The sequence below is a fragment of the Mesorhizobium sp. WSM4906 genome, from assembly GCF_029674625.1.
Classification (GTDB): Bacteria; Pseudomonadota; Alphaproteobacteria; order Rhizobiales; family Rhizobiaceae; genus Mesorhizobium.
The window spans coordinates 28,135-46,881 of the sequence record NZ_CP121355.1 but is presented as its reverse complement, the minus strand read 5'-3'; the positions used below and the strand labels follow the sequence as shown (position 1 = coordinate 46,881).

The following is an 18,747-nucleotide window of genomic DNA, read 5'->3' as shown; positions in this document are numbered from 1 at the left end:
TATGGGGTATGGCAAAAATTGGCAACTCTACGCATCTGCCTTGGCCGGCTCCATGGTTTGAAAACCGGCGAGCGCCGCCTTCAGCGCCTCCGGCCCTGCCGCGACCGTGCTCGGCGTGGGCGAGAAGCCGGCGCCGAGCATCTTGCGGCCGAGCATGTGGTCGGCCGGACGATTGACGGATTCGATGCCGAGCAGCCGGTTGCCGTCATAATGGTAGATCGAGAACTTGTTCTCGGCCGGCTCGCCGAGCACGACATGGCTGTCGCCGCCTTGCGTCAGCCCGACCATCTGCAGCTTCATGTCGCCGATATCCGACCAGAACCACGGCACGGCGGAGAAGGGTTCGGCATGGCCGAGGATGGTGCGCGCGGCAAGCCGCGCCTGGTCGGTGGCGTTCTGCACCGATTCCAACCGCACGTCGGCGCCGGTGAACCAGTGCCGGTAGGAAGCCGCATCGCCGACCGCAAGGATTTCCGGGATCGAGCTTTGCATATGCTGGTCGACGCGGATGCCGTTGCCGATGGCGATGCCGGCGGCTTCCGCCAGCTCGGCACTGGGCACCACGCCGATGCCGATGATGACCATCTGCGCCGCCAGGCGCTCGCCGCTCGAGGTGATCGCGGCCGAGACGCGGCCGCCTTCGCCTTCCAGTCGGACAACCGTGGTGCCGGTCAGGATGCGCACGCCCATCGCATCGAGGCGCTGTCGCACATGAGCCGCTATCACCGGCGCCACGGCACGGCCGAGCAGCCTGTCGAGAGCCTCGACGACCGTGACCTTGCGCCCGGCTGCCTTCAGCGTCGCCGCAATCTCCAGCCCGATGAAGCCGCCGCCGAGGATGACGACGTCCTCGCTCTCCGTGCTGAGCTCGCGGATCAGCCGCGCGTCGGCCAGCGAGCGCAGCGACACCACGCCGGCGAGCTCCGCGCCATCGAGCTTGAGGAGGCGCGGCCGCGATCCGGTCGCAAGCACCAGCCGGTCGAAGCGAATTGCGCCGCCGCCGGAAACCTCGAGCCTGCGCGCGCCGATATCGATCCTGTCGATCCAGACCCCCGGCCGGAAATCGATGGCGTTGCCCGAATAGAAGGCTTCGCCGCGCAAAGGCTGCGGTTTGGCTTCCGCATCCTTGATGAAGGTCTTGGACAGCGGCGGCTTGTGGTAGGGCAGCTCGTTCTCGTCGCCGATCAGGATGACCGGTCCGTCATAGCCTTCCTCGCGCAGGCTCGCCGCCGCCTGCACGCCGGCATGGCCCGCACCGACAATCACCACCCCGTTCCTCATGGCAGCCCTTTTTTCTTTGAAATCTAGTATCTTCCGGCAAGTGGCGATTGCCTGCCGCCGCCGCAAGAGCCTTGGTCCGGGTCGCACCCAGAATGGCCGCCTGTCAATCCGGATGTTCGGCGCGTCGCCGGCTTAAAGTTGATAATTGTAGTTTAGAATAATTCTAAACTATTGTTTCAATTGAATTTTCTCTGCCTCGCCAGTTGACTTCCGGCCTTTCCGCCGCTTTATGGAGAGTCTGCGCTCCTGGCGCGTTCCTTTGATGTCTGGGCCTTGAACCCTTTCGATTGGAGGCATTTCGGTGTCTTTTGCTGATTGGCCGCGCCATTGCGCGGCAACTTTGCCTTTCCGGTCATTCGTGCTCGCGCTGGCGCCGCTCGCCTGCGGCCGTACACCTATGTCATTGAATTTCTGAGGAGATGGGATTGATGAAAGCGATAATCACGGCGCGAGTTGTTACGCCACGTTGGGGCAGCAGGCTGGCCGCGATAGGCGCCACCGCGGCGCTGACGGCCGCCGTGTTCGTGCTGCCGGCGAAAGCCGAAACCGACGCGAAGGCTGTGATCAAGACCTATGCCGACATCGCGCTGGCCAAGTACGAGGACTCGCTCACCACCGCGCAGGCGCTCGACAAGGCCGTCGACGCGCTCATCGCCGCACCCTCGGCGGCGACGCTCAATGCCGCTCGCGAGGCCTGGAAGGCGGCGCGCGTCCCCTACCAGCAGACTGAGGTCTATCGCTTCGGCAACAAGATCGTCGACGACTGGGAAGGCCGGGTGAATTCCTGGCCGCTGGACGAAGGCCTGATCGACTATGTCGCCAAGAGCTATGGCACGGAGTCGGACGAGAATTCGCTCTATACGGCGAACGTCATCGCCAACAAGGAGATCGAGATCAACGGCAAGAAGGTCGACGCCTCGAAGCTGACGCCCGAATTCCTCTCCGGCACGCTGCAGGAGGCCGGCGGTGTCGAGGCCAATGTGGCGACCGGCTATCACGCCATCGAATTCCTGCTCTGGGGCCAGGACCTGCATGGCACCGGCCCCGGCGCCGGCGAGCGGCCTTACACCGACTACGATCTCAAGAACTGCACCGGCGGCAATTGCGACCGGCGTGCCGAATATCTGAAGTCGGCGAGCGACCTTCTGGTGTCCGACCTTCACGAGATGGTCAACAACTGGAAGGAAGACGGCGCGGCGCGCAAGAACCTTGCCGAGGGCGAGCCGAATGCCGGCATCTCCACCATCTTCACCGGCATGGGCTCGCTCTCCTACGGCGAACTGGCCGGCGAGCGCATGAAGCTCGGTCTCCTGCTGCACGACCCCGAGGAGGAGCACGACTGCTTCTCCGACAATACCTACAACTCGCATCTCTACGACGCCGTCGGCATCCGCGCCGCCTATCACGCCAGCTACACGCGTCTCGACGGCACCGTGGTTTCCGGCCCGTCGGTGTCGGATATGGTGAAGGCCGCCGATCCGGCGATCGACAAGGAATTGTCCGGCAAGCTCGACGTCACGGTCGCCAAGATGGAGGCGATCAAGGCGCGGGCGCTGGCCGGCGAGGCCTACGACCAGCAGATCGCCGAGGGCAATGCGGAGGGCAATGCCACGGTGCAGGCGGCTATCGACGCGCTGATCGACCAAACCAAGTCGATCGAGCGCGCCGTCGGTTCGCTCAAGCTCAACGCCATCGCCTTCGAAGGCTCCGACAGCCTCGATGCGCCGGACAAGGTGTTCAAGTAAGAGTGTCGGGCCAGTAACAGCCAAACGGCGCCGGAGCGGCGCCGTCAGCCAGAGCAAGTAAATGCTGATCTGCCATTGTAACATCATCACTGAAAAGGAGATCGAGCAGACGATCGTCGGTCTGCTGGATGAAGATCCCTGGCAGCTTATCGTGCCGGCCAAGGTCTATCATGCCATGGGCAAGCGCGGCCGCTGTTGCGGCTGCTTCCCAAATGTGGTGGAAACGATCATTCGGGTCACCGAGACCTATCACGCCCGTTCAGAGGGGAGCGGCGCGGACATCGTTTCACACCTGGATCGCGTGAGAAACCTGCGCGTCCAATACGGGAGCAGATTCCATGAAAGGCGAACCGCAGATCATCGAGCGGCTTAACGAAGCCCTGTTTCTGGAGCTCGGAGCTGTCAATCAGTACTGGGTCCATTATCGTCTGCTCGAGGACTGGGGTTACACCAGGCTGGCAAAGAAGGAGCGGGCGGAATCGATCGAGGAAATGCATCATGCCGATCGGCTGGTGGCCCGCATCATTTTCCTCGAAGGGCATCCGAACCTGCAATCCGTCGCGCCGCTGCGCATCGGCCAGAACGTGAAGGAAGTGCTCGAATCCGATCTCGCCGGCGAATATGACGCGCGCACGTCCTACAAGCGCTCGCGCGAGATCTGTCAGGATGAGGGCGACTACGTGTCGATGAAGCTCTTCGAGGACCTGCTTGCCGACGAGGAAAGCCACATCGACTTCCTGGAGACGCAACTCGACCTGCTCGCCTCGATCGGCGAGGAAAAATACGGCCAGCTCAACGCCGACTCGGCCAACGAGGCGGAGTAAGGACATGCGGGAATGCGGCGCCCCATAGATTTTTCGCGCCGCTCGTGGCGGGCCAAAGGTGTTGGCCTGCCGCTTCCGAAGAACCCGCGGTACCGGACCAGTCGCGGGGCTTGGCTTTCGCTGGCGGTCACGCTCGTTGCATCCGTCTCGGCTGGCGAGCCGGCCGGTCTGCCAACGAGCCGCACCGACCTGACCCCGAAAGACCAGGCACGGGTTCTGGTCGTCACCAAGCCAACCGGCGACTTTACCAAACCCGAGCCGTTCGAGCTGATGCAGGGCGGCGCCGGAACGTCCAGGAAAGACATCAACCGGGATGCCTTCTCGCAATCCTCCGCCAACATCACCTTCGAGGAAGAGGCGACCTTCAAGCTCGGCAACGCGCTTTTCCGCAAGAACTGGGTGTCGTCGCCCTCATCCACGCAGGCCTCCGACGGGCTAGGTCCGCTGTTCAACGAGCGCGCCTGCCAGAACTGCCATTTGAAGGACGGTCGCGGGCGGCCCCCGGGAGGCGGCACGGGCTCCACGTCGATGTTCTTGCGGCTCGCGCGCGACGCGAGCAGCGCGGAAGAGAAGGCGGCGCTCGCCGACCACAAGCTGCTGAACTTGCCCGATCCGGTCTATGGCTCGCAACTGCAGGATCTGGCGGTTCCAGGCCTCAAGGGCGAGGGCCGCGTGCGCGTCGACTATTCCGAGCAGAAGGTCACACTCGGCGACGGCACGGTCGTTTCGCTGCGCAAGCCCAGCTACTCGGTCGAGGATCTGAGCTATGGCCCGCTCGATCCGCGCACGACTTTGTCGCCGCGCCTGACGCCGCCGATGATCGGGCTCGGCCTGATCGAGCAGATCGCTCCGGCCGACATTCTCGCCCATGCCGATCCGGACGATCGCGATGGCGATGGCATATCCGGCAGGCCGAACATCGTTCGCGACGAGCTGAGCGGCGAACTGACGCTCGGTCGTTTCGGCTGGAAGGCGCAGGCCGCCTCGATCCGCCAGCAGGCGGCCGACGCCTTTGCCGGCGACATCGGCATTTCCACGCCCGACGTGCCGAAGCATTGGGGCGACTGCACCGAAGCGCAAAAGGATTGCCTAGTCCTGCCGAACGGCGTGCAGCAGCGGCTGGGCAGTGCGGAAGCGCCGCCCCCGGTCATGGACCTCGTCACCTTCTATTCGCAGAACCTCGCCGTGCCGGCGCGGCGCGACCTCGACAAGCCGGAGGTCCTTGCCGGCAAGAGGCAATTCTACGAGATGGACTGCATTTCCTGCCACACGCCGAAATTCGTCACCATGCGCGGCACGCCCAACAAGGCGCAGGCCTTCCAATTGATCTGGCCCTATTCCGACTTTCTGCTGCACGACATGGGCGAGGGTCTTGCCGACGGGCAGCATGTCGGGGAGGCGAGCGGCAGCGAATGGCGCACGCCGCCGCTCTGGGGCATTGGCCTGACCGCGACGGTCAACGGCAACAGCTTCTACCTGCATGACGGGCGCGCCCGCACGCTTGAAGAGGCGATCCTCTGGCATGGTGGCGAGGGCCGGAAGGCGCGCGACCGCTTTGCCGGCGCCGCCGCGGCCGATCGCGATGCGTTGATCAAATTCCTGGAGTCGCTCTGATGTCGAAACGCCTGGCCGCCGCGCTTGTCCTTCCGCTCTTTCTTGCCGCTGCCTTGCCGGCCTCGGCCGCGGTCAAGGCCTCCGACGTCATCGGGCGCGCGATCGACGGCTTCGTCCGCCCTGCCTATGCCAGGCTTGACGATCATGCCGCGAGCCTGACCAAGGCGATGCACCAGCTTTGCGATGCTCCATCCCGGCAAAATCTGGATGCGGCGCGCGCGGACTTTTCCGCCACGGTCGAAGCCTGGTCGGTGGCCGAGATCATTGCCTTCGGACCGGTCAAGGAGAACAACCGGCTGGAGCGCATGCTCTACTGGCCGGACCGCAAGAGCATCGGCTTGAGGCAGGTGCAGGCGACGCTCGCCGCCAAGGATCCCTCCGCCACCGATCCGGCGCAGCTTGCCGATAAGAGTGTCGCCATGCAAGGGCTCGGTGCGCTCGAATATGTGCTGTTCGGCGATGGCGCCGAAACGCTTGCCGGCAAGGACGAGCCCTATCGATGCGCGTATGGGTCGGCGGTGGCCGGCAACATCGAGGCGATCGCCGGCGAGGTCCGCGACGCCTGGGATAAGCCTGACGGCTTTGCCTCGCTCTGGGCCAATCCGGGGCCGAAGAACCCGCTCTATCGCGACGGCACCGAAGCGGTGACGGAACTGGTCGGCGTCTTCATAAACGAGCTGGACACGATCCGCGACGTGCGGCTCAAAGGCTTCCTCGGCGCGAAGCCGGACGCCGACAAGCCGAAGCAGGCGATCTATTGGCGCTCGCAGAACACGACGAATTCACTGGCCGGGAACCTGTCCGGCATCGACCAGTTGTTCCAGGCCTCGGAACTTGGCGATGCGCTGCCCGCCGATGCGCGGTGGATGGCAGAGTCCATCCATATCCAGCTCACCAATGGCGTGGCGACGGCGAAGTCCGTCGCCGGCCCGATCGACAAGGCGCTCGCCGATCCGGCATTGCGCGCCAAGCTCGAGCACTTCGCCCTGATCACCTCCAGCCTCTCGACCCTGATCGGCACCAGGATGACCGCCGAGTTCGGCCTGACCGCCGGCTTTTCGTCGCTTGACGGGGATTAAGCATGATTTTGAGATTGGTTGGGACGCTTCTCCAGTCGTCATCCACGGGCGAAGCAAGGAGCGAAGCGACGCGGCGAAGACCCGAGGATCCATGCCGTGACTTTGAGGCGCCGCCACGGTGCAGAATTCTGCTCCGCTGCACCCTTCGGCCAAGGTCACGGCATGGATCCTTGGGTCTTCGCGACGGAGCTTCGCTCCTGCTTCGCCCAAGGATGACGAAGGTTGGTAGGCTTCGGCCAATCTCCAACGTCTGCGATGACCTATCCCAACAATTGGTAGGTACCAAGCGTCAGCTCCGGTCCGTCGAAATTGTCGTGTCCTGCAATGAGCCGATACTCAGGAGAATCGTCTCTTGAAAACCTCGCTCATCGATCGCCGCGATTTCCTGAAGGCCGCCGGCGCGAGCTTCGCCGCCGCCATGGCGCCGCGCGCCTGGGCGGACACGCTGGCAGCGGACGCGATCTTCGCCACCGCCTTCGTCAGGCGCGACGGCGGCTTCGGCGCCGCCGTGCTCTCCGAGGCCGGCAAGATCCTGCACACCCTCGATCTGCCCGACCGCGGCCATGACGTCACCTTCGATCCCGTGTCGAAGCGTTCGGTCGTCTTTGCCCGCCAGCCCGGCACCTTCGCCGTCGTCTTCGACCACGCCGGTCGCGAGAAGCCATTGACCATCGCCAGCATCGCCGGTCGGCATTTCTTCGGCCACGGCGTGTTCTCTCCCGACGGCGCGCTGCTCTATGCGACCGAGAACGATTTTGACAACGCCGCGGGCGTCGTCGGCGTTTATGACGCGCGGGCAAAATTCGATCGTATCGGCGAGTTCCCGACCTACGGCATGGGGCCGCATGAACTGCTTTTGCTTGGCGATGGCCGCACACTCGCCATCGCCAATGGCGGCATCGAAACCCATCCGGACTATGGTCGCGCCGAGCTGAACATCGCGACGATGAAGCCTTCCTACACACTGGTCGACCGCGTCGCCGGCGACCTGATCGAAAAGCATGAGCTGCCGCCGGCGCTGCACCAGCTCTCGATCCGCCACATGGACCGCGACCAGGCCGGCACCGTCTGGTTCGGCTGCCAGTATCGCGGACCGGCTACCGACAGTCCGGCTCTGGTCGGGCGCGCCGTGCGCGGCAAGGAACTCGAATTGCTGGAGATGCCGCAGGATGTGCTCTCCGGCCTCCGCAACTATATCGGTTCCGTAGCCGCCAATCCCGTCGCCGGCACGGTAGCCGTCACCTCGCCGGAAGGGAACTCGCTGGCGATCATTGATGCCGCCAGCGGGCGCGTTGTCGCGACCAGATCGCTTGTCGAAGTTTGCGGCCTGGCTCCCGATCGCGCCGGCTTCATGGCAACGACGGGCGCCGGTGAGATCGTCGGCGGCGCCGGTGCCGCGCGCTCCGAGCCCCACTACGTCTGGGACAACCACATGCTGCGCATCACGGGCGCTGCCTGACTGCCGACGGGCCTTGTCCCTGGTGTCGCACGGAAGCAAAGCCGCTTAACATTTATGCGGCCTGGCACTTGCGGCGGCGGGCCATGCCGGGCAGAGGGAAGGCGTTCGTCAACCGGCCACATGAAGCTGCCCGTATGAAGTTGCCCGCATGAAATTGCTTGCCATCGACTGCGCCGCCAGTCTCTGTGCCGCCTGCGTCTACGACGCGGGTGCGGCCACTGAGCTTGGCCGCAAGGTGCTCGACCTCGGCAAGGGGCACGCCGAGCATCTGATGGCCGTCGTCGAGGCCGCCTTGAAGGCCGGCGGGATCGGCTATCAGGAGCTGGGCGCCGTTGCCGTCTCGATCGGCCCTGGTTCCTTCACCGGCCTGCGCGTCGGCGTCTCCACCGCGCGCGGCCTGGCTTTGGCCTTGAAGATCCCGGCCATCGGCGTGACGACCCTGGAAGCGCTGGCGGCGGAGGCAGAGAATGCCTTTCCAGGCCGCGCCGTACTTGCCGCGCTCGACGCCGGCCGCGAGGAGATCCACGCGGCTCTTTTCGACAAAGCGTTAGTCTTGACTTACGGTCCTGCGGTGGTCACGCTTTCCGAAGCGACCGCAATGGCGGTCAACACGTCCGCGATCCTAGCCGGCACCGCCGCGCCACAGATTGCCGCGGCCGCCGGAAGCAGCTTCGACGTCGGGCCGGTTTCCGCAACGGCGGACATCGCGACCTATGCCCGGCTGGCCGCCGCCAAGGGGCCAGGCGAAAAGCCGAAGCCGCTCTATCTGCGCGGCGCCGACGCCAAGCCGCAGGCCGGGTTCATATTGCCAAGACAAGACCGAAGAGATCGCGGTCCGAGGGGAAAACAGTCCTGATGCGCATACCTTTCCTTCAACCGCGCCGCAGGGACTATGCGCTGGAGCCGCTGACGGTTGCCGACAGCGCCGCCGTTTCGGTGTTGCATCGCGAGGATTTTGTCCGGCCCTGGACGGACGGCGAATTCGCGGCGCTGCTCGAACAGGACACCGTGTTCGGTTACGCAGCGCGCGAGACAGGACAGGGATCGAAGCCTCCGGTCGGTTTCGTTCTGGCGCGTCTGGCGGCGGGCGAGGGCGAGATCCTGACGGTTGCCGTGGCCCGCGCGCATCGCCGCCAGGGGCTCGGCTGGCAATTGATGGATGCGGTGCTGCGCGAACTGCATGCGCAGCGCGCCGAGGCGCTTTTCCTCGAAGTCGACGAGACCAATCAGCCGGCGATCGCGCTCTACCGCAGGCTCGGCTTCCGCCAGGTCGGCCAGCGTCCGAACTACTACCGGTCGACCGAGCACGGCCCGACGGGCGCGCTTGTCATGCGCCGCGATCTTCGCTAGCGACACGGCACATGACCCCGAACCGGAGGTTCGGAAAGGATCATGCGCCAAATTGGGGTGTTACAGCGTCGTTTGCGCCCGAGAGGGCGCGCGGCGCTGTAATGATAGGGCCGGAGCGAATGATCAAGAGATTGCGGATTTTCATGTCGTTCGGCCTCGTCGCCGCCGGCACGCTGGTGATGGTGCCGCTGCAGCTCCTGTCGATGAAGACCGGGCTCTGGCCGGAGACGGTCGTCCTGAAAATCTGGCACGGTATGATCCTCAAGGCGCTCGGCATGCGCGTGCACGTAAAGGGCGCACTGGCCAAGCAGCGCCCCCTGCTCATCGCGGCCAATCACATCTCCTGGACCGACATCATGGTGCTAGGCTCCTTTGTCGATGTGAAGTTCATCGCCCGGGCCGATATGGAAGGCTGGCCGATGATCGGCATGCTGTCCAAGCTGCAGCGCACAGTCTACATCGAGCGCGAGCGCAAGCGCACCTCCGGCGACCAGGCGAGCGAGATCGCCAGGCGCATGGCCAAGGGCGACGCCATGGTGCTGTTCGCCGAGGGCTCGACCGGTGACGGCAATCAGGTGCTGCCGTTCAAGAGCACTTTGTTCGGCGCGGCATCGATGGCGATTTCCGAAGGGGCCGCGGAGCAGGTGTTCATCCAGCCGGTGGCGATCGCCTACACGCGCCTGCACGGCGTGCCGATGGGCCGCCGCCACCGTCCGATGGCCTCGTGGATCGGCGACCAGGATCTGATGCCGCATCTGAAGGTCCTGCTTGCCGAAGGCGCGGTCGATGCCGAGGTGCATTTCGGCGATCCGGTGCCGTTCGCCAAGGGCTCGAACCGCAAGGAAACGGCAAGATTGATGGAAGCCAAGGTGCGCGAGATGATGCAGGCCGCGCTCGCCGATCCGCGTCCCAGTCGTCAGCGCATAGCCTGAAGACCGAATGCCCGGCGCCGTAACCCGCCAGAATCGTCTGTTTTTTGTCACGGAAAGGCGTTAGAAGCCGCCCGATGGAATTGAACACGATTGAAAGCCACGACATCGGCACGGCGCCCGAGCACTCGGCCGGCACTGTCCCGGCGCCGAAAAAAGTCTTCGTCAAGACTTACGGCTGCCAGATGAATGTCTACGATTCCCAGCGCATGACCGATGCGCTGGCCGCCGACGGCTATGTCGCGACTGATGTCGTCGACGACGCCGATCTGGTGCTGCTCAATACCTGCCATATCCGCGAGAAGGCGGCGGAAAAGGTCTATTCCGAGCTTGGCCGCATCCGCGACATGAAGGCCGAGCGCGCCGAGGCCGGGCGCGAGCTGCTGATCGGCGTCGCCGGCTGCGTGGCGCAGGCCGAGGGCGCGGAGATCATCCGCCGCGCGCCGGCGGTCGATCTCGTCATCGGCCCGCAGACCTATCACCGTCTGCCCGACGTGCTGGCCAGGGTCCGGGGCGGGCAGAAGATCGTCGAGACCGACTACGCCATCGAGGACAAGTTCGAGCATTTGCCGCAGCCGAAGCGCGCCGAGGTGGCCAGGCGCGGCGTCACCGCCTTCCTCACCGTCCAGGAAGGCTGCGACAAGTTCTGCACCTTCTGTGTCGTGCCCTATACGCGCGGCTCGGAAGTCTCGCGGCCGGTTGCCCAGATCGTCGCCGAGGCCGAGCGCCTGGCCGAGGCCGGCGTGCGCGAGGTGACGCTGCTCGGGCAGAACGTCAACGCCTGGCACGGCGAGGGCGGGAGCGGCAAGGAATGGGGTCTCGGTCGCCTGCTTTTCCGCCTGGCTGAAATCCCCGGCCTGGCGCGGCTGCGCTACACCACCAGCCATCCGCGCGACATGGACGATGAATTGATCGCCGCGCACCGTGACCTGCCGGCATTGATGCCCTATCTGCATTTACCAGTGCAGTCGGGCTCCGACCGGATACTGAAGGCGATGAACCGCAGGCACACGGCACGCGACTATCTGAACCTCATCGAGCGCATCCGCGCCGCGCGCGGCGATATCGCCATGTCCGGCGATTTCATCGTCGGCTTCCCCGGCGAGACGGACAAGGATTTCGAGGCGACTCTCGAGCTGGTGCGACAGGTGAATTACGCTTCGGCCTTCACGTTCAAATATTCGCCGCGTCCCGGCACTCCGGGCGCCGAGATGGACGGCCATGTCTCGGAAGCCGTGAAGGACGAGCGGCTGCAGCGCCTGCAGGCGCTGGTCAACGAGCAGCAGAAGGATTTCATCGCCGGCATGGTCGGCCGCACGGTCAGCACCTTGATCGAGAAACCGGGCCGCCGTCCCCACCAGAAAGTTGGCCGATCGCCATGGCTGCAGCCGGTTATTGTTGACGACAAGGCCGGCGGAATCGGTGACATTATTGACGCACGAATCACGAAGACAGGTCAAAACAGCCTGTTCGCCGAGTTGGCCTGATGCATGTCGCCCAAAGTGCTCGCGGTTTGGGACAACGACATGCATAGCCACGAGCCTCGGCAGATGAGGAGAGACGGTTGAGCGCTGCTGAACTGAAGAACCCGCCCCAGAACCAAGCATCCGGGGCCTCCGACATGGCGCACATCGTACTGACCTTCGACAACAACAAGCTTGCCAGCGCCCTTTACGGCCAGTTCGACGAGAACCTGGCCCGGCTCGAGCAGAAGCTCGGCGTCGACATCCGCTCGCGCGGCAACCAGCTTGCGATCAAGGGGTCGGCTTCGGCGGCCGAGCAGGCGCGCCGCGCGCTGGATACGCTCTATGGCATCCTGCAGAAGGGCGCCGACATCGGCCAGTCGGACGTCGACGGCGCCGTGCGCATGGCGATCGCCGCCGACGACCAGCTGACGCTGCCGACCATGGAGCGCAAGGGCAAGGTCTCGGCCGCCCAGATCGCGACGCGCAAGCGCACGATCTATGCCCGCTCGCTCAACCAGGACGCCTATATGCGCGCGCTGGAGCGCTCCGAAATGGTCTTCGGCATCGGCCCGGCCGGCACCGGCAAGACCTATCTGGCGGTGGCTCATGCGGCTATGCTCCTGGAGCGCGGCATGGTCGAGCGCATCGTGCTGTCGCGCCCGGCCGTCGAGGCCGGCGAGCGGCTGGGCTTCCTGCCCGGCGACATGAAGGAGAAGGTCGATCCGTATCTGCGGCCCCTCTATGACGCGCTCTACGACATGATGCCGGCCGACAAGGTCGAGCGCGCGATCGCCGCCGAGGTCATCGAGATCGCGCCGCTCGCCTTCATGCGCGGCCGCACGCTGGCGCATGCCGCGGTGATCCTCGACGAAGCGCAGAACACCACGCCGATGCAGATGAAGATGTTCCTGACGCGCCTCGGCGAGAACTCGCGCATGATCGTCACCGGCGATCCGACCCAGATCGACCTGCCGCCCAACACCAAGTCGGGCCTGGTCGAGGCGCTGCGCATCCTCGACGGCGTGCCGGGCATCGTCACGGTCCGCTTCAACGAGGGCGATGTCGTGCGGCATCCGCTGGTTGCCGAGATCGTCAAGGCCTATGACCGCGACGGCAAGCTGGCCAGGGGCCTCGGCGCCGAGAACTGATCAAGCCATATGGCTGAAAATCCGGAATCCAGCGGCGGGACGCCGGTCGACATCGATATTTTCGTCGAGGCCGGCGATTGGCCCGCGGAGGCCGAGCTGACGCGCCTCGTCGATCGCGCCGTCGCGGCCGCCTTTACCGAAACCGGCGCAAGCGGCGCCTCCGAGCTCAGCATCGTTTTTTCCGACGACGCCCATATCCAGACCCTCAACGCCGAGTGGCGCGGCAAGGACAAGCCGACCAACGTCTTGTCTTTCCCGGCTTTTTCCTTCCCGAAAGGCGGTCCGCTGCCGCCGATGCTGGGCGACATCGTGCTGGCCTCCGAGACGGTCTCGCGCGAGGCCGCACTGGAAGACAAGCCGCTGGCGAACCATATCACCCATCTCGTCATCCATGGCCTGCTGCATCTTCTGGGCTATGATCACGAGACCGACGCCGAGGCCGAGGAGATGGAAGCGATCGAGCGCGCGGCGCTTGCGAGGCTTGCCATTCCCGATCCCTACGCGTAACAAAAAAGACCAATTGACCTTGATGGCGATGAACGACAAACCAGAGACTGCCGCCCGTCCGGACGCCGGCAGTGCGGCCAAGCCTTCCGAAAAGTCGGAAGAAGGCTCCAGTCCGAGTATTCCGACCGGCAGCGCGGCCGCTGAGCCTTCGCATGCCGGTCCTTCGCTCTTCGATCGCGTGCTCGGCCTGTTCCGGCACCGCAACGGCACCAATCTGCGCGAAGAGATCGCCGACGCTCTGGCCGAGACGGCCAGCGATGCCGAATCCTTCTCGCCCGGCGAACGCGCCATGCTCAACAACATCCTGCGGCTGCGCGAGGTGCGCGTCGAGGATGTGATGGTGCCGCGCGCCGACATCGAGGCGGTCGAGATCACCACCTCGCTCGGCGATCTGCTCGGCCTCTTCGAGCAATCCGGCCATTCCCGCATGCCGGTCTATTCCGAAACGCTCGACGATCCGCGCGGCATGGTCCACATCCGCGACGTTCTTGCCCACATCACCAAGGTCGCCCGCGTCAAGAAGGGCCGCGCCAACAGGAAGACCCAGGCGCCGACTGTTCTTGATCTCGCCCAGGTCGACCTTGCGCGCACCATCGGCGATCTCGACCTGATCCGACCGGTGCTGTTCGTGCCGCCCTCCATGCTTGCTTCCGACCTGATGGGGCGCATGCAGACGACGCGCACCCAGATGGCGCTCGTCATCGACGAATATGGCGGCACCGACGGCCTCGCCTCGCTGGAGGACATCGTCGAGATGGTGGTCGGCGACATCGAGGACGAGCACGATGACGACGAGCCGATGATCACCCAGGCCGGCGACGGCGTCTTCGTGGTCGACGGCAAGGCCGAGATCGACGAGGTCGCCAAGATGATCGGCGAGGATTTCGCCGCCGGCGAGCATGGCGAATATGTCGACACCATCGGCGGCATGATCTTCAATACGCTCGGCCGCGTCCCGGCCAGGGGCGAAGTGGTGCAGGCCATACCGGGCTTCGAATTCCACGTGCTCGACGCCGATCCGCGTCGCGTCAAGCGTGTGCGCATCGTGCAGAGCCCGAAGGGCGAACGGCAGCGCCGCCGCGCTGCACGCGCCGAGCAGGCCTGATTTCGTCGCGTCATGCCGGTCGACGATCCGTTCAAGCACGCCGTCCTCGGTTCCGGTGTCTTCTATCAAAATCCACGTACGGCTCTGGCCTGGCTTCAGGCGGCGTTCGGCTTCGAGCCGAGCATGCTGGTCAGCGATACGGATGGACGGCTCGTCCATGCCGAAATGCGGTTTGGCGATGGCTACATCATCGTCGATTCCGAATGGGCCGAGCATATTGCCAGCCCGGCTTCGGTCGGCGGCAGGAACACCCAGTCGGTTTACATCCGCTTGCAGGAAGACCTCGACGCCCATTGCGAGAAGGCGCGCGCGGCGGGGGCGGAAATTCTCGAAGAACCCACCGACCATTTCTATGGCGAGCGGCAATACCGTGCACGCGATCCCGAAGGGCATATATGGAGCTTCACGCAAACCATGCGGGTGGTGCCCAAAGAGGAGGCCGAGCGGCTGAGCGGTCTGCGGATCGAGGGCTGGCACCGCTGATGCATGTCGCCCAAGGTGTGCGGCGGTTTCGATGCTACGCGCGTTAGAAAGCCGTCCCTCAAATCACCGCCATTTGGAGCAGGCGGCGCGGCCTGTTAAATCTCTGGCACCCTGATTCGCGCGACTTGGGAAGCTATATGCAGCGCTTTGCCGGCCGGATAATTCTGCTTTGGGGGTGGCGGCGGGCGCTGGTGGCGTTTGCCGCCGGAGCCCTCGCGGTCCTCGCCCAGGCGCCTTACGATTTCTTCGCCGTCTGCTTCGTCTCGTTTCCGGTACTGGTCTGGCTGCTCGACGGCTCGACGGGTGAGGCCTCCGACGGTTGGTTGCGTCGCCTTCGTCCGGCTTTCGCCATCGGCTGGTGGTTCGGTTTCGGTTATTTCCTCGCTGGCCTCTGGTGGATCGGCCAGGCGCTTCTCATCGAGGCCGACACCTTCGCCTGGGCTTTGCCCCTGGCCGTAGTCGGCATTCCCTTCGCGCTCGCCTTTTTCTACGGTTTTGCGGCGGTTGTGGCGCGGCTTTTCTGGAGCAGCGATATCGGCCGCATCGCGGCGCTCGCCTTCGGCTTCGGCCTCGCCGAATGGCTGCGCGACTTCCTCTTCACCGGCTTTCCCTGGAACGCCGTCGGCTATGCCGCGATGCCGGTGCCGCTCCTGATGCAGAGCGTGTCGGTGACCGGCATGATCGGCATGAACGCGCTTGCCGTCTTCGTCTTTTCACTGCCCGCTCTTGTCGCCGCGCGCCGGCATCTGAGGCTGGGCCTTGCCCTGTTCGTCATCCTTGTCGCCGCCGATGTCGGCTTCGGCTATTTCAGGCTCGCAGCCCCGACCGAGCCGGCCACCCGCTCGATCGACGTTCGCATCGTCCAGCCCGCTGTCGACCTCAGCGAGAAATGGGATGCCTCGGTGCGCGACCGCATCTTCGCCACGCTGATGGGGATATCGGCAAAGGCGCCGGAGCAGGGCCACGCCAAGCCGCAGTTGATCCTGTGGCCGGAAACGTCCGTGCCGTTCCTGTTCACAGAGCATCCGGACGCGCTGACGGCGCTGGGCGACATGCTGGGCGACGGCCAGATGTTGGTCGCCGGCGTCGTGCGCGAGGAGGGCGGCGCAGGGAACGCCGGCAGCCGCTATTACAATTCCGTGGTGGCGATCAGCGACAAGGGCGAGATCGTCGATGCCGTCGACAAGGTGCATCTGGTGCCGTTCGGCGAGTATCTGCCTTTTGCCGAGCTGTTCGAACGTTTCGGCATAGGTCAGCTCGTCGCCGGACCGATGAATTTCGCCGCCGGCAACGAGCGGCATCCGATCGCGGTGCCGAACGGCCTCAGCGCCGCTCCCTTCATCTGCTACGAGGTCATTTTTCCTGACCTTGTGGCGGTTGACGCAGCGTCATCTGAACTTATTGTGAACGTCACGAACGATGCCTGGTTTGGCGATACGCCAGGCCCGTACCAGCACTTCAGGCAGGCGCAGATTCGCACGGTGGAGAACGGGTTGCCTTTGTTGCGTGCGGCCAACAACGGCATCTCCGCCGTTGTCGATTCGCGGGGACGCATCGTCGATGCCTTGGCGGTCGACGCGCGCGGCGCCATCGATGCGCACGTACCGATTTCCGGGCGCGCCCTGCTGTCCGCCGATCAGCGGCGCATTAACGGATTGCTGATCATGTTGCTGTTTGCCCTGGCCGCCTTCACATTGAATGTAAGGCAGCGGCTACGGGTGAATTGACAGTCGGCACATTAGAAACTCATACTGTAACGCCTAAAATTTTCTCGAAGTCGGCTGGAGGGGTCTGTTGGGGCAGGTGGCTCCGGCTTCGTTTGGGCGGCAAAAATAGAAAAAGCCGGAAAAATTCGGCGAGGAAAAAATGACAGAAGAGAACAAGAAGAAGCCGAATCCGATCGACATCCATGTCGGGAGTCGTATTCGGCTGCGTCGCAATATGCTTGGAATGAGCCAGGAAAAGCTGGGTGAAAATCTCGGTATCACGTTTCAACAGATCCAGAAGTACGAAAAGGGGACGAATAGGGTGGGGGCCAGTCGTCTGCAGGCGATCGCCTCGATCCTGAGCGTGCCCGTCGCGTTCTTCTTCGAAGATGCCCCGGGTCAGGAGGCCGGGGCCGGCAATCGAGGATTCGCCGAAGATGCTTCGATGGCGTTCGCCATCGAATTCTGCGGCAGCCCGGAGGGACTTCAGCTCAATCGCGCCTTCGTCAAGATTCCCGACGTCAAGGTGCGGCGCAGGATCATCGATCTTGTGAAGTCCCTTTCCCCGGATGACGCCGAGTAATTCCAGGCTCTTACTACCGGCGGTGCCCTGCCGCCGGTGGCACAAGCCACTTGTGCCGACATTCATGCCAGATCCGTCGCGCCGCTTGACGAGCGGCGCCCGGCACCGCTAACACGTGGCGCGCCAAAAATCGGCAGCCCTGCCGATCTTTTTTTCAAGAGGGGACACCCGTGACGCGGCAGAACTATCTCTTCACCTCGGAATCGGTCTCCGAGGGCCATCCCGACAAAGTCTGTGACCGTATCTCCGACGAAATCGTCGATCTCGTCTATCGCGAAGCCAAGAAGACGGGCATGGACCCGTGGAAGGTGCGCGTCGCCTGCGAGACGCTGGCCACCACCAACCGCGTCGTCATCGCCGGCGAGGTCAGGGTTCCCGAGACCCTGCTGAAGAAGGACAAGGCCGGCAACGTCCTCAAGGATGCGTCGGGCCACCCTGTCGTCAATCCGGCCAAGTTCAAGTCGGTCGCCCGCAAGGCAATTCGCGAGATCGGCTACGAGCAGGCAGGCTTCCACTGGAAGACGGCCAAGATCGAAGTGCTGCTGCACGGCCAGTCGCCGGATATCGGCCAGGGCGTCGACAATGCCGCCGACCGCCAGGGCGAGGAAGGTGCCGGCGATCAAGGCATCATGTTCGGCTATGCCTGCCGCGAGACGCCGGACCTGATGCCGGCGCCGATCTATTACAGCCACAAGATTCTCGAACTCCTGGCCGCCGCGCGCCATGAAGGCAATGGCGAGGCCGGCAAGCTCGGCCCGGACGCCAAGAGCCAGGTCACCGTGCGCTACGCCGACGGCAAGGCGGCGGAAGTGACGCAGATAGTGCTTTCCACCCAGCATCTCGATTCGAGCTGGGATTCCAAGAAGGTCCGCAAGGTCGTCGAGCCCTATATCCGCGAGGCGCTTGGCGATCTCAAGGTCGCCGACGACTGCAACTGGTACATCAACCCGACCGGCAAGTTCGTGATCGGCGGTCCCGACGGCGATGCCGGCCTCACCGGCCGCAAGATCATCGTCGACACCTATGGCGGCGCGGCACCCCATGGCGGCGGCGCCTTCTCGGGCAAGGACACTACCAAGGTCGACCGTTCAGCCGCCTATGCGGCACGCTATCTCGCCAAGAACGTGGTGGCAGCCAAGCTCGCCGACCGCTGCACCATCCAGCTGTCCTACGCCATCGGCGTCGCCCAGCCGTTGTCGGTGTATGTGGACCTGCACGGCACCGGCAGGGTCGACGAGGCCAGGCTGGAGGAGGCGCTGCGCAAGGTGATGGACCTGTCGCCTTCCGGCATCCGCCGTCATCTCGACCTCAACAAGCCGATCTACGCGAAAACCTCGTCCTATGGCCACTTCGGCCGCAAGGCCGGCCGCGACGGTTCCTTCTCCTGGGAGAAGACGGACCTCGCCAGGGCCCTCAAGGACGCGGTTGCCGATGCGATTGCCGCCTGACGGCGTCGCCAAGCCTGTTC

18 protein-coding genes are annotated in these 18,747 nt (G+C 64.4%); 17 read left to right on the top strand and 1 reads right to left on the bottom strand.

Features of this window, described 5'->3' with window-relative positions; genetic code table 11:
- Positions 1 to 27 precede the first annotated feature (27 nt).
- Complete coding sequence (locus QAZ22_RS00225) at positions 28 to 1,281, bottom strand: FAD-dependent oxidoreductase (RefSeq protein WP_278204951.1); 1,254 nt, start codon at positions 1,279 to 1,281, stop codon at positions 28 to 30.
- A gap of 428 nt (positions 1,282 to 1,709) precedes the next feature.
- Here QAZ22_RS00225 and QAZ22_RS00220 point away from each other — a divergent pair, with 428 nt between their 5' ends.
- From QAZ22_RS00220 to metK, 17 genes are all read left to right on the top strand, one after another.
- Positions 1,710 to 3,026, top strand: a complete 1,317-nt coding sequence (locus QAZ22_RS00220) for an imelysin family protein (protein ID WP_278204950.1) — start codon at positions 1,710 to 1,712, stop codon at positions 3,024 to 3,026.
- A 61-nt stretch (positions 3,027 to 3,087) separates the two neighbouring features.
- Complete coding sequence (locus QAZ22_RS00215; RefSeq protein WP_278204949.1) at positions 3,088 to 3,399, top strand: (2Fe-2S)-binding protein; 312 nt, start codon at positions 3,088 to 3,090, stop codon at positions 3,397 to 3,399.
- Positions 3,365 to 3,850, top strand: coding sequence for a bacterioferritin (gene bfr / locus QAZ22_RS00210; RefSeq protein ID WP_278204948.1), 486 nt, complete (start codon positions 3,365 to 3,367; stop codon positions 3,848 to 3,850). The genes QAZ22_RS00215 and bfr overlap by 35 nt, the downstream gene beginning before the upstream one ends.
- Before the next feature lie 12 nt (positions 3,851 to 3,862).
- A complete protein-coding gene (locus QAZ22_RS00205; RefSeq protein WP_278204947.1) occupies positions 3,863 to 5,464 on the top strand; it encodes a di-heme oxidoredictase family protein in 1,602 nt (533 codons plus the stop codon).
- Positions 5,464 to 6,543: an imelysin family protein gene (locus QAZ22_RS00200; RefSeq protein ID WP_278204946.1), complete on the top strand. Its 1,080-nt coding sequence runs from the start codon at positions 5,464 to 5,466 to the stop codon at positions 6,541 to 6,543. The genes QAZ22_RS00205 and QAZ22_RS00200 overlap by 1 nt, the downstream gene beginning before the upstream one ends.
- A gap of 352 nt (positions 6,544 to 6,895) precedes the next feature.
- Positions 6,896 to 8,002 (top strand): DUF1513 domain-containing protein, encoded by a 1,107-nt coding sequence (locus QAZ22_RS00195; protein WP_278204945.1) that lies wholly within the window; start codon positions 6,896 to 6,898, stop codon positions 8,000 to 8,002.
- 148 nt (positions 8,003 to 8,150) lie between these two features.
- Positions 8,151 to 8,858 (top strand): tRNA (adenosine(37)-N6)-threonylcarbamoyltransferase complex dimerization subunit type 1 TsaB, encoded by a 708-nt coding sequence (gene tsaB, locus QAZ22_RS00190; protein WP_278204944.1) that lies wholly within the window; start codon positions 8,151 to 8,153, stop codon positions 8,856 to 8,858.
- Complete coding sequence (gene rimI, locus QAZ22_RS00185) at positions 8,858 to 9,352, top strand: ribosomal protein S18-alanine N-acetyltransferase (protein ID WP_278204943.1); 495 nt, start codon at positions 8,858 to 8,860, stop codon at positions 9,350 to 9,352. The genes tsaB and rimI overlap by 1 nt, the downstream gene beginning before the upstream one ends.
- A 119-nt stretch (positions 9,353 to 9,471) precedes the next feature.
- Entirely contained in the window at positions 9,472 to 10,284 is an 813-nt protein-coding gene (locus QAZ22_RS00180) for a lysophospholipid acyltransferase family protein (RefSeq protein ID WP_278204942.1), read from the top strand.
- 182 nt (positions 10,285 to 10,466) lie between these two features.
- Positions 10,467 to 11,768 carry a tRNA (N6-isopentenyl adenosine(37)-C2)-methylthiotransferase MiaB gene (miaB, locus tag QAZ22_RS00175; RefSeq protein ID WP_278208014.1) on the top strand — a complete coding sequence of 434 codons (1,302 nt, stop codon included), beginning with the start codon at positions 10,467 to 10,469 and terminating at the stop codon, positions 11,766 to 11,768.
- A gap of 134 nt (positions 11,769 to 11,902) precedes the next feature.
- The gene (locus QAZ22_RS00170; protein ID WP_278076198.1) at positions 11,903 to 12,895 is read left to right on the top strand and encodes a PhoH family protein; all 993 of its coding nucleotides are present in this window, start codon (positions 11,903 to 11,905) and stop codon (positions 12,893 to 12,895) included.
- Between the two features lie 9 nt (positions 12,896 to 12,904).
- The gene (gene ybeY, locus QAZ22_RS00165) at positions 12,905 to 13,402 is read left to right on the top strand and encodes an rRNA maturation RNase YbeY (protein ID WP_278204941.1); all 498 of its coding nucleotides are present in this window, start codon (positions 12,905 to 12,907) and stop codon (positions 13,400 to 13,402) included.
- Between the two features lie 28 nt (positions 13,403 to 13,430).
- A complete protein-coding gene (locus QAZ22_RS00160) occupies positions 13,431 to 14,507 on the top strand; it encodes a hemolysin family protein (protein ID WP_278204940.1) in 1,077 nt (358 codons plus the stop codon).
- 12 nt (positions 14,508 to 14,519) lie between these two features.
- Positions 14,520 to 14,990 (top strand): VOC family protein, encoded by a 471-nt coding sequence (locus QAZ22_RS00155; protein WP_278204939.1) that lies wholly within the window; start codon positions 14,520 to 14,522, stop codon positions 14,988 to 14,990.
- Between the two features lie 137 nt (positions 14,991 to 15,127).
- A complete protein-coding gene (lnt, locus tag QAZ22_RS00150; protein WP_278204938.1) occupies positions 15,128 to 16,717 on the top strand; it encodes an apolipoprotein N-acyltransferase in 1,590 nt (529 codons plus the stop codon).
- Between the two features lie 139 nt (positions 16,718 to 16,856).
- Positions 16,857 to 17,279: a helix-turn-helix transcriptional regulator gene (locus QAZ22_RS00145; RefSeq protein ID WP_126086026.1), complete on the top strand. Its 423-nt coding sequence runs from the start codon at positions 16,857 to 16,859 to the stop codon at positions 17,277 to 17,279.
- Between the two features lie 170 nt (positions 17,280 to 17,449).
- Complete coding sequence (gene metK / locus QAZ22_RS00140) at positions 17,450 to 18,727, top strand: methionine adenosyltransferase (protein ID WP_278204937.1); 1,278 nt, start codon at positions 17,450 to 17,452, stop codon at positions 18,725 to 18,727.
- Positions 18,728 to 18,747: the final 20 nt, after the last annotated feature.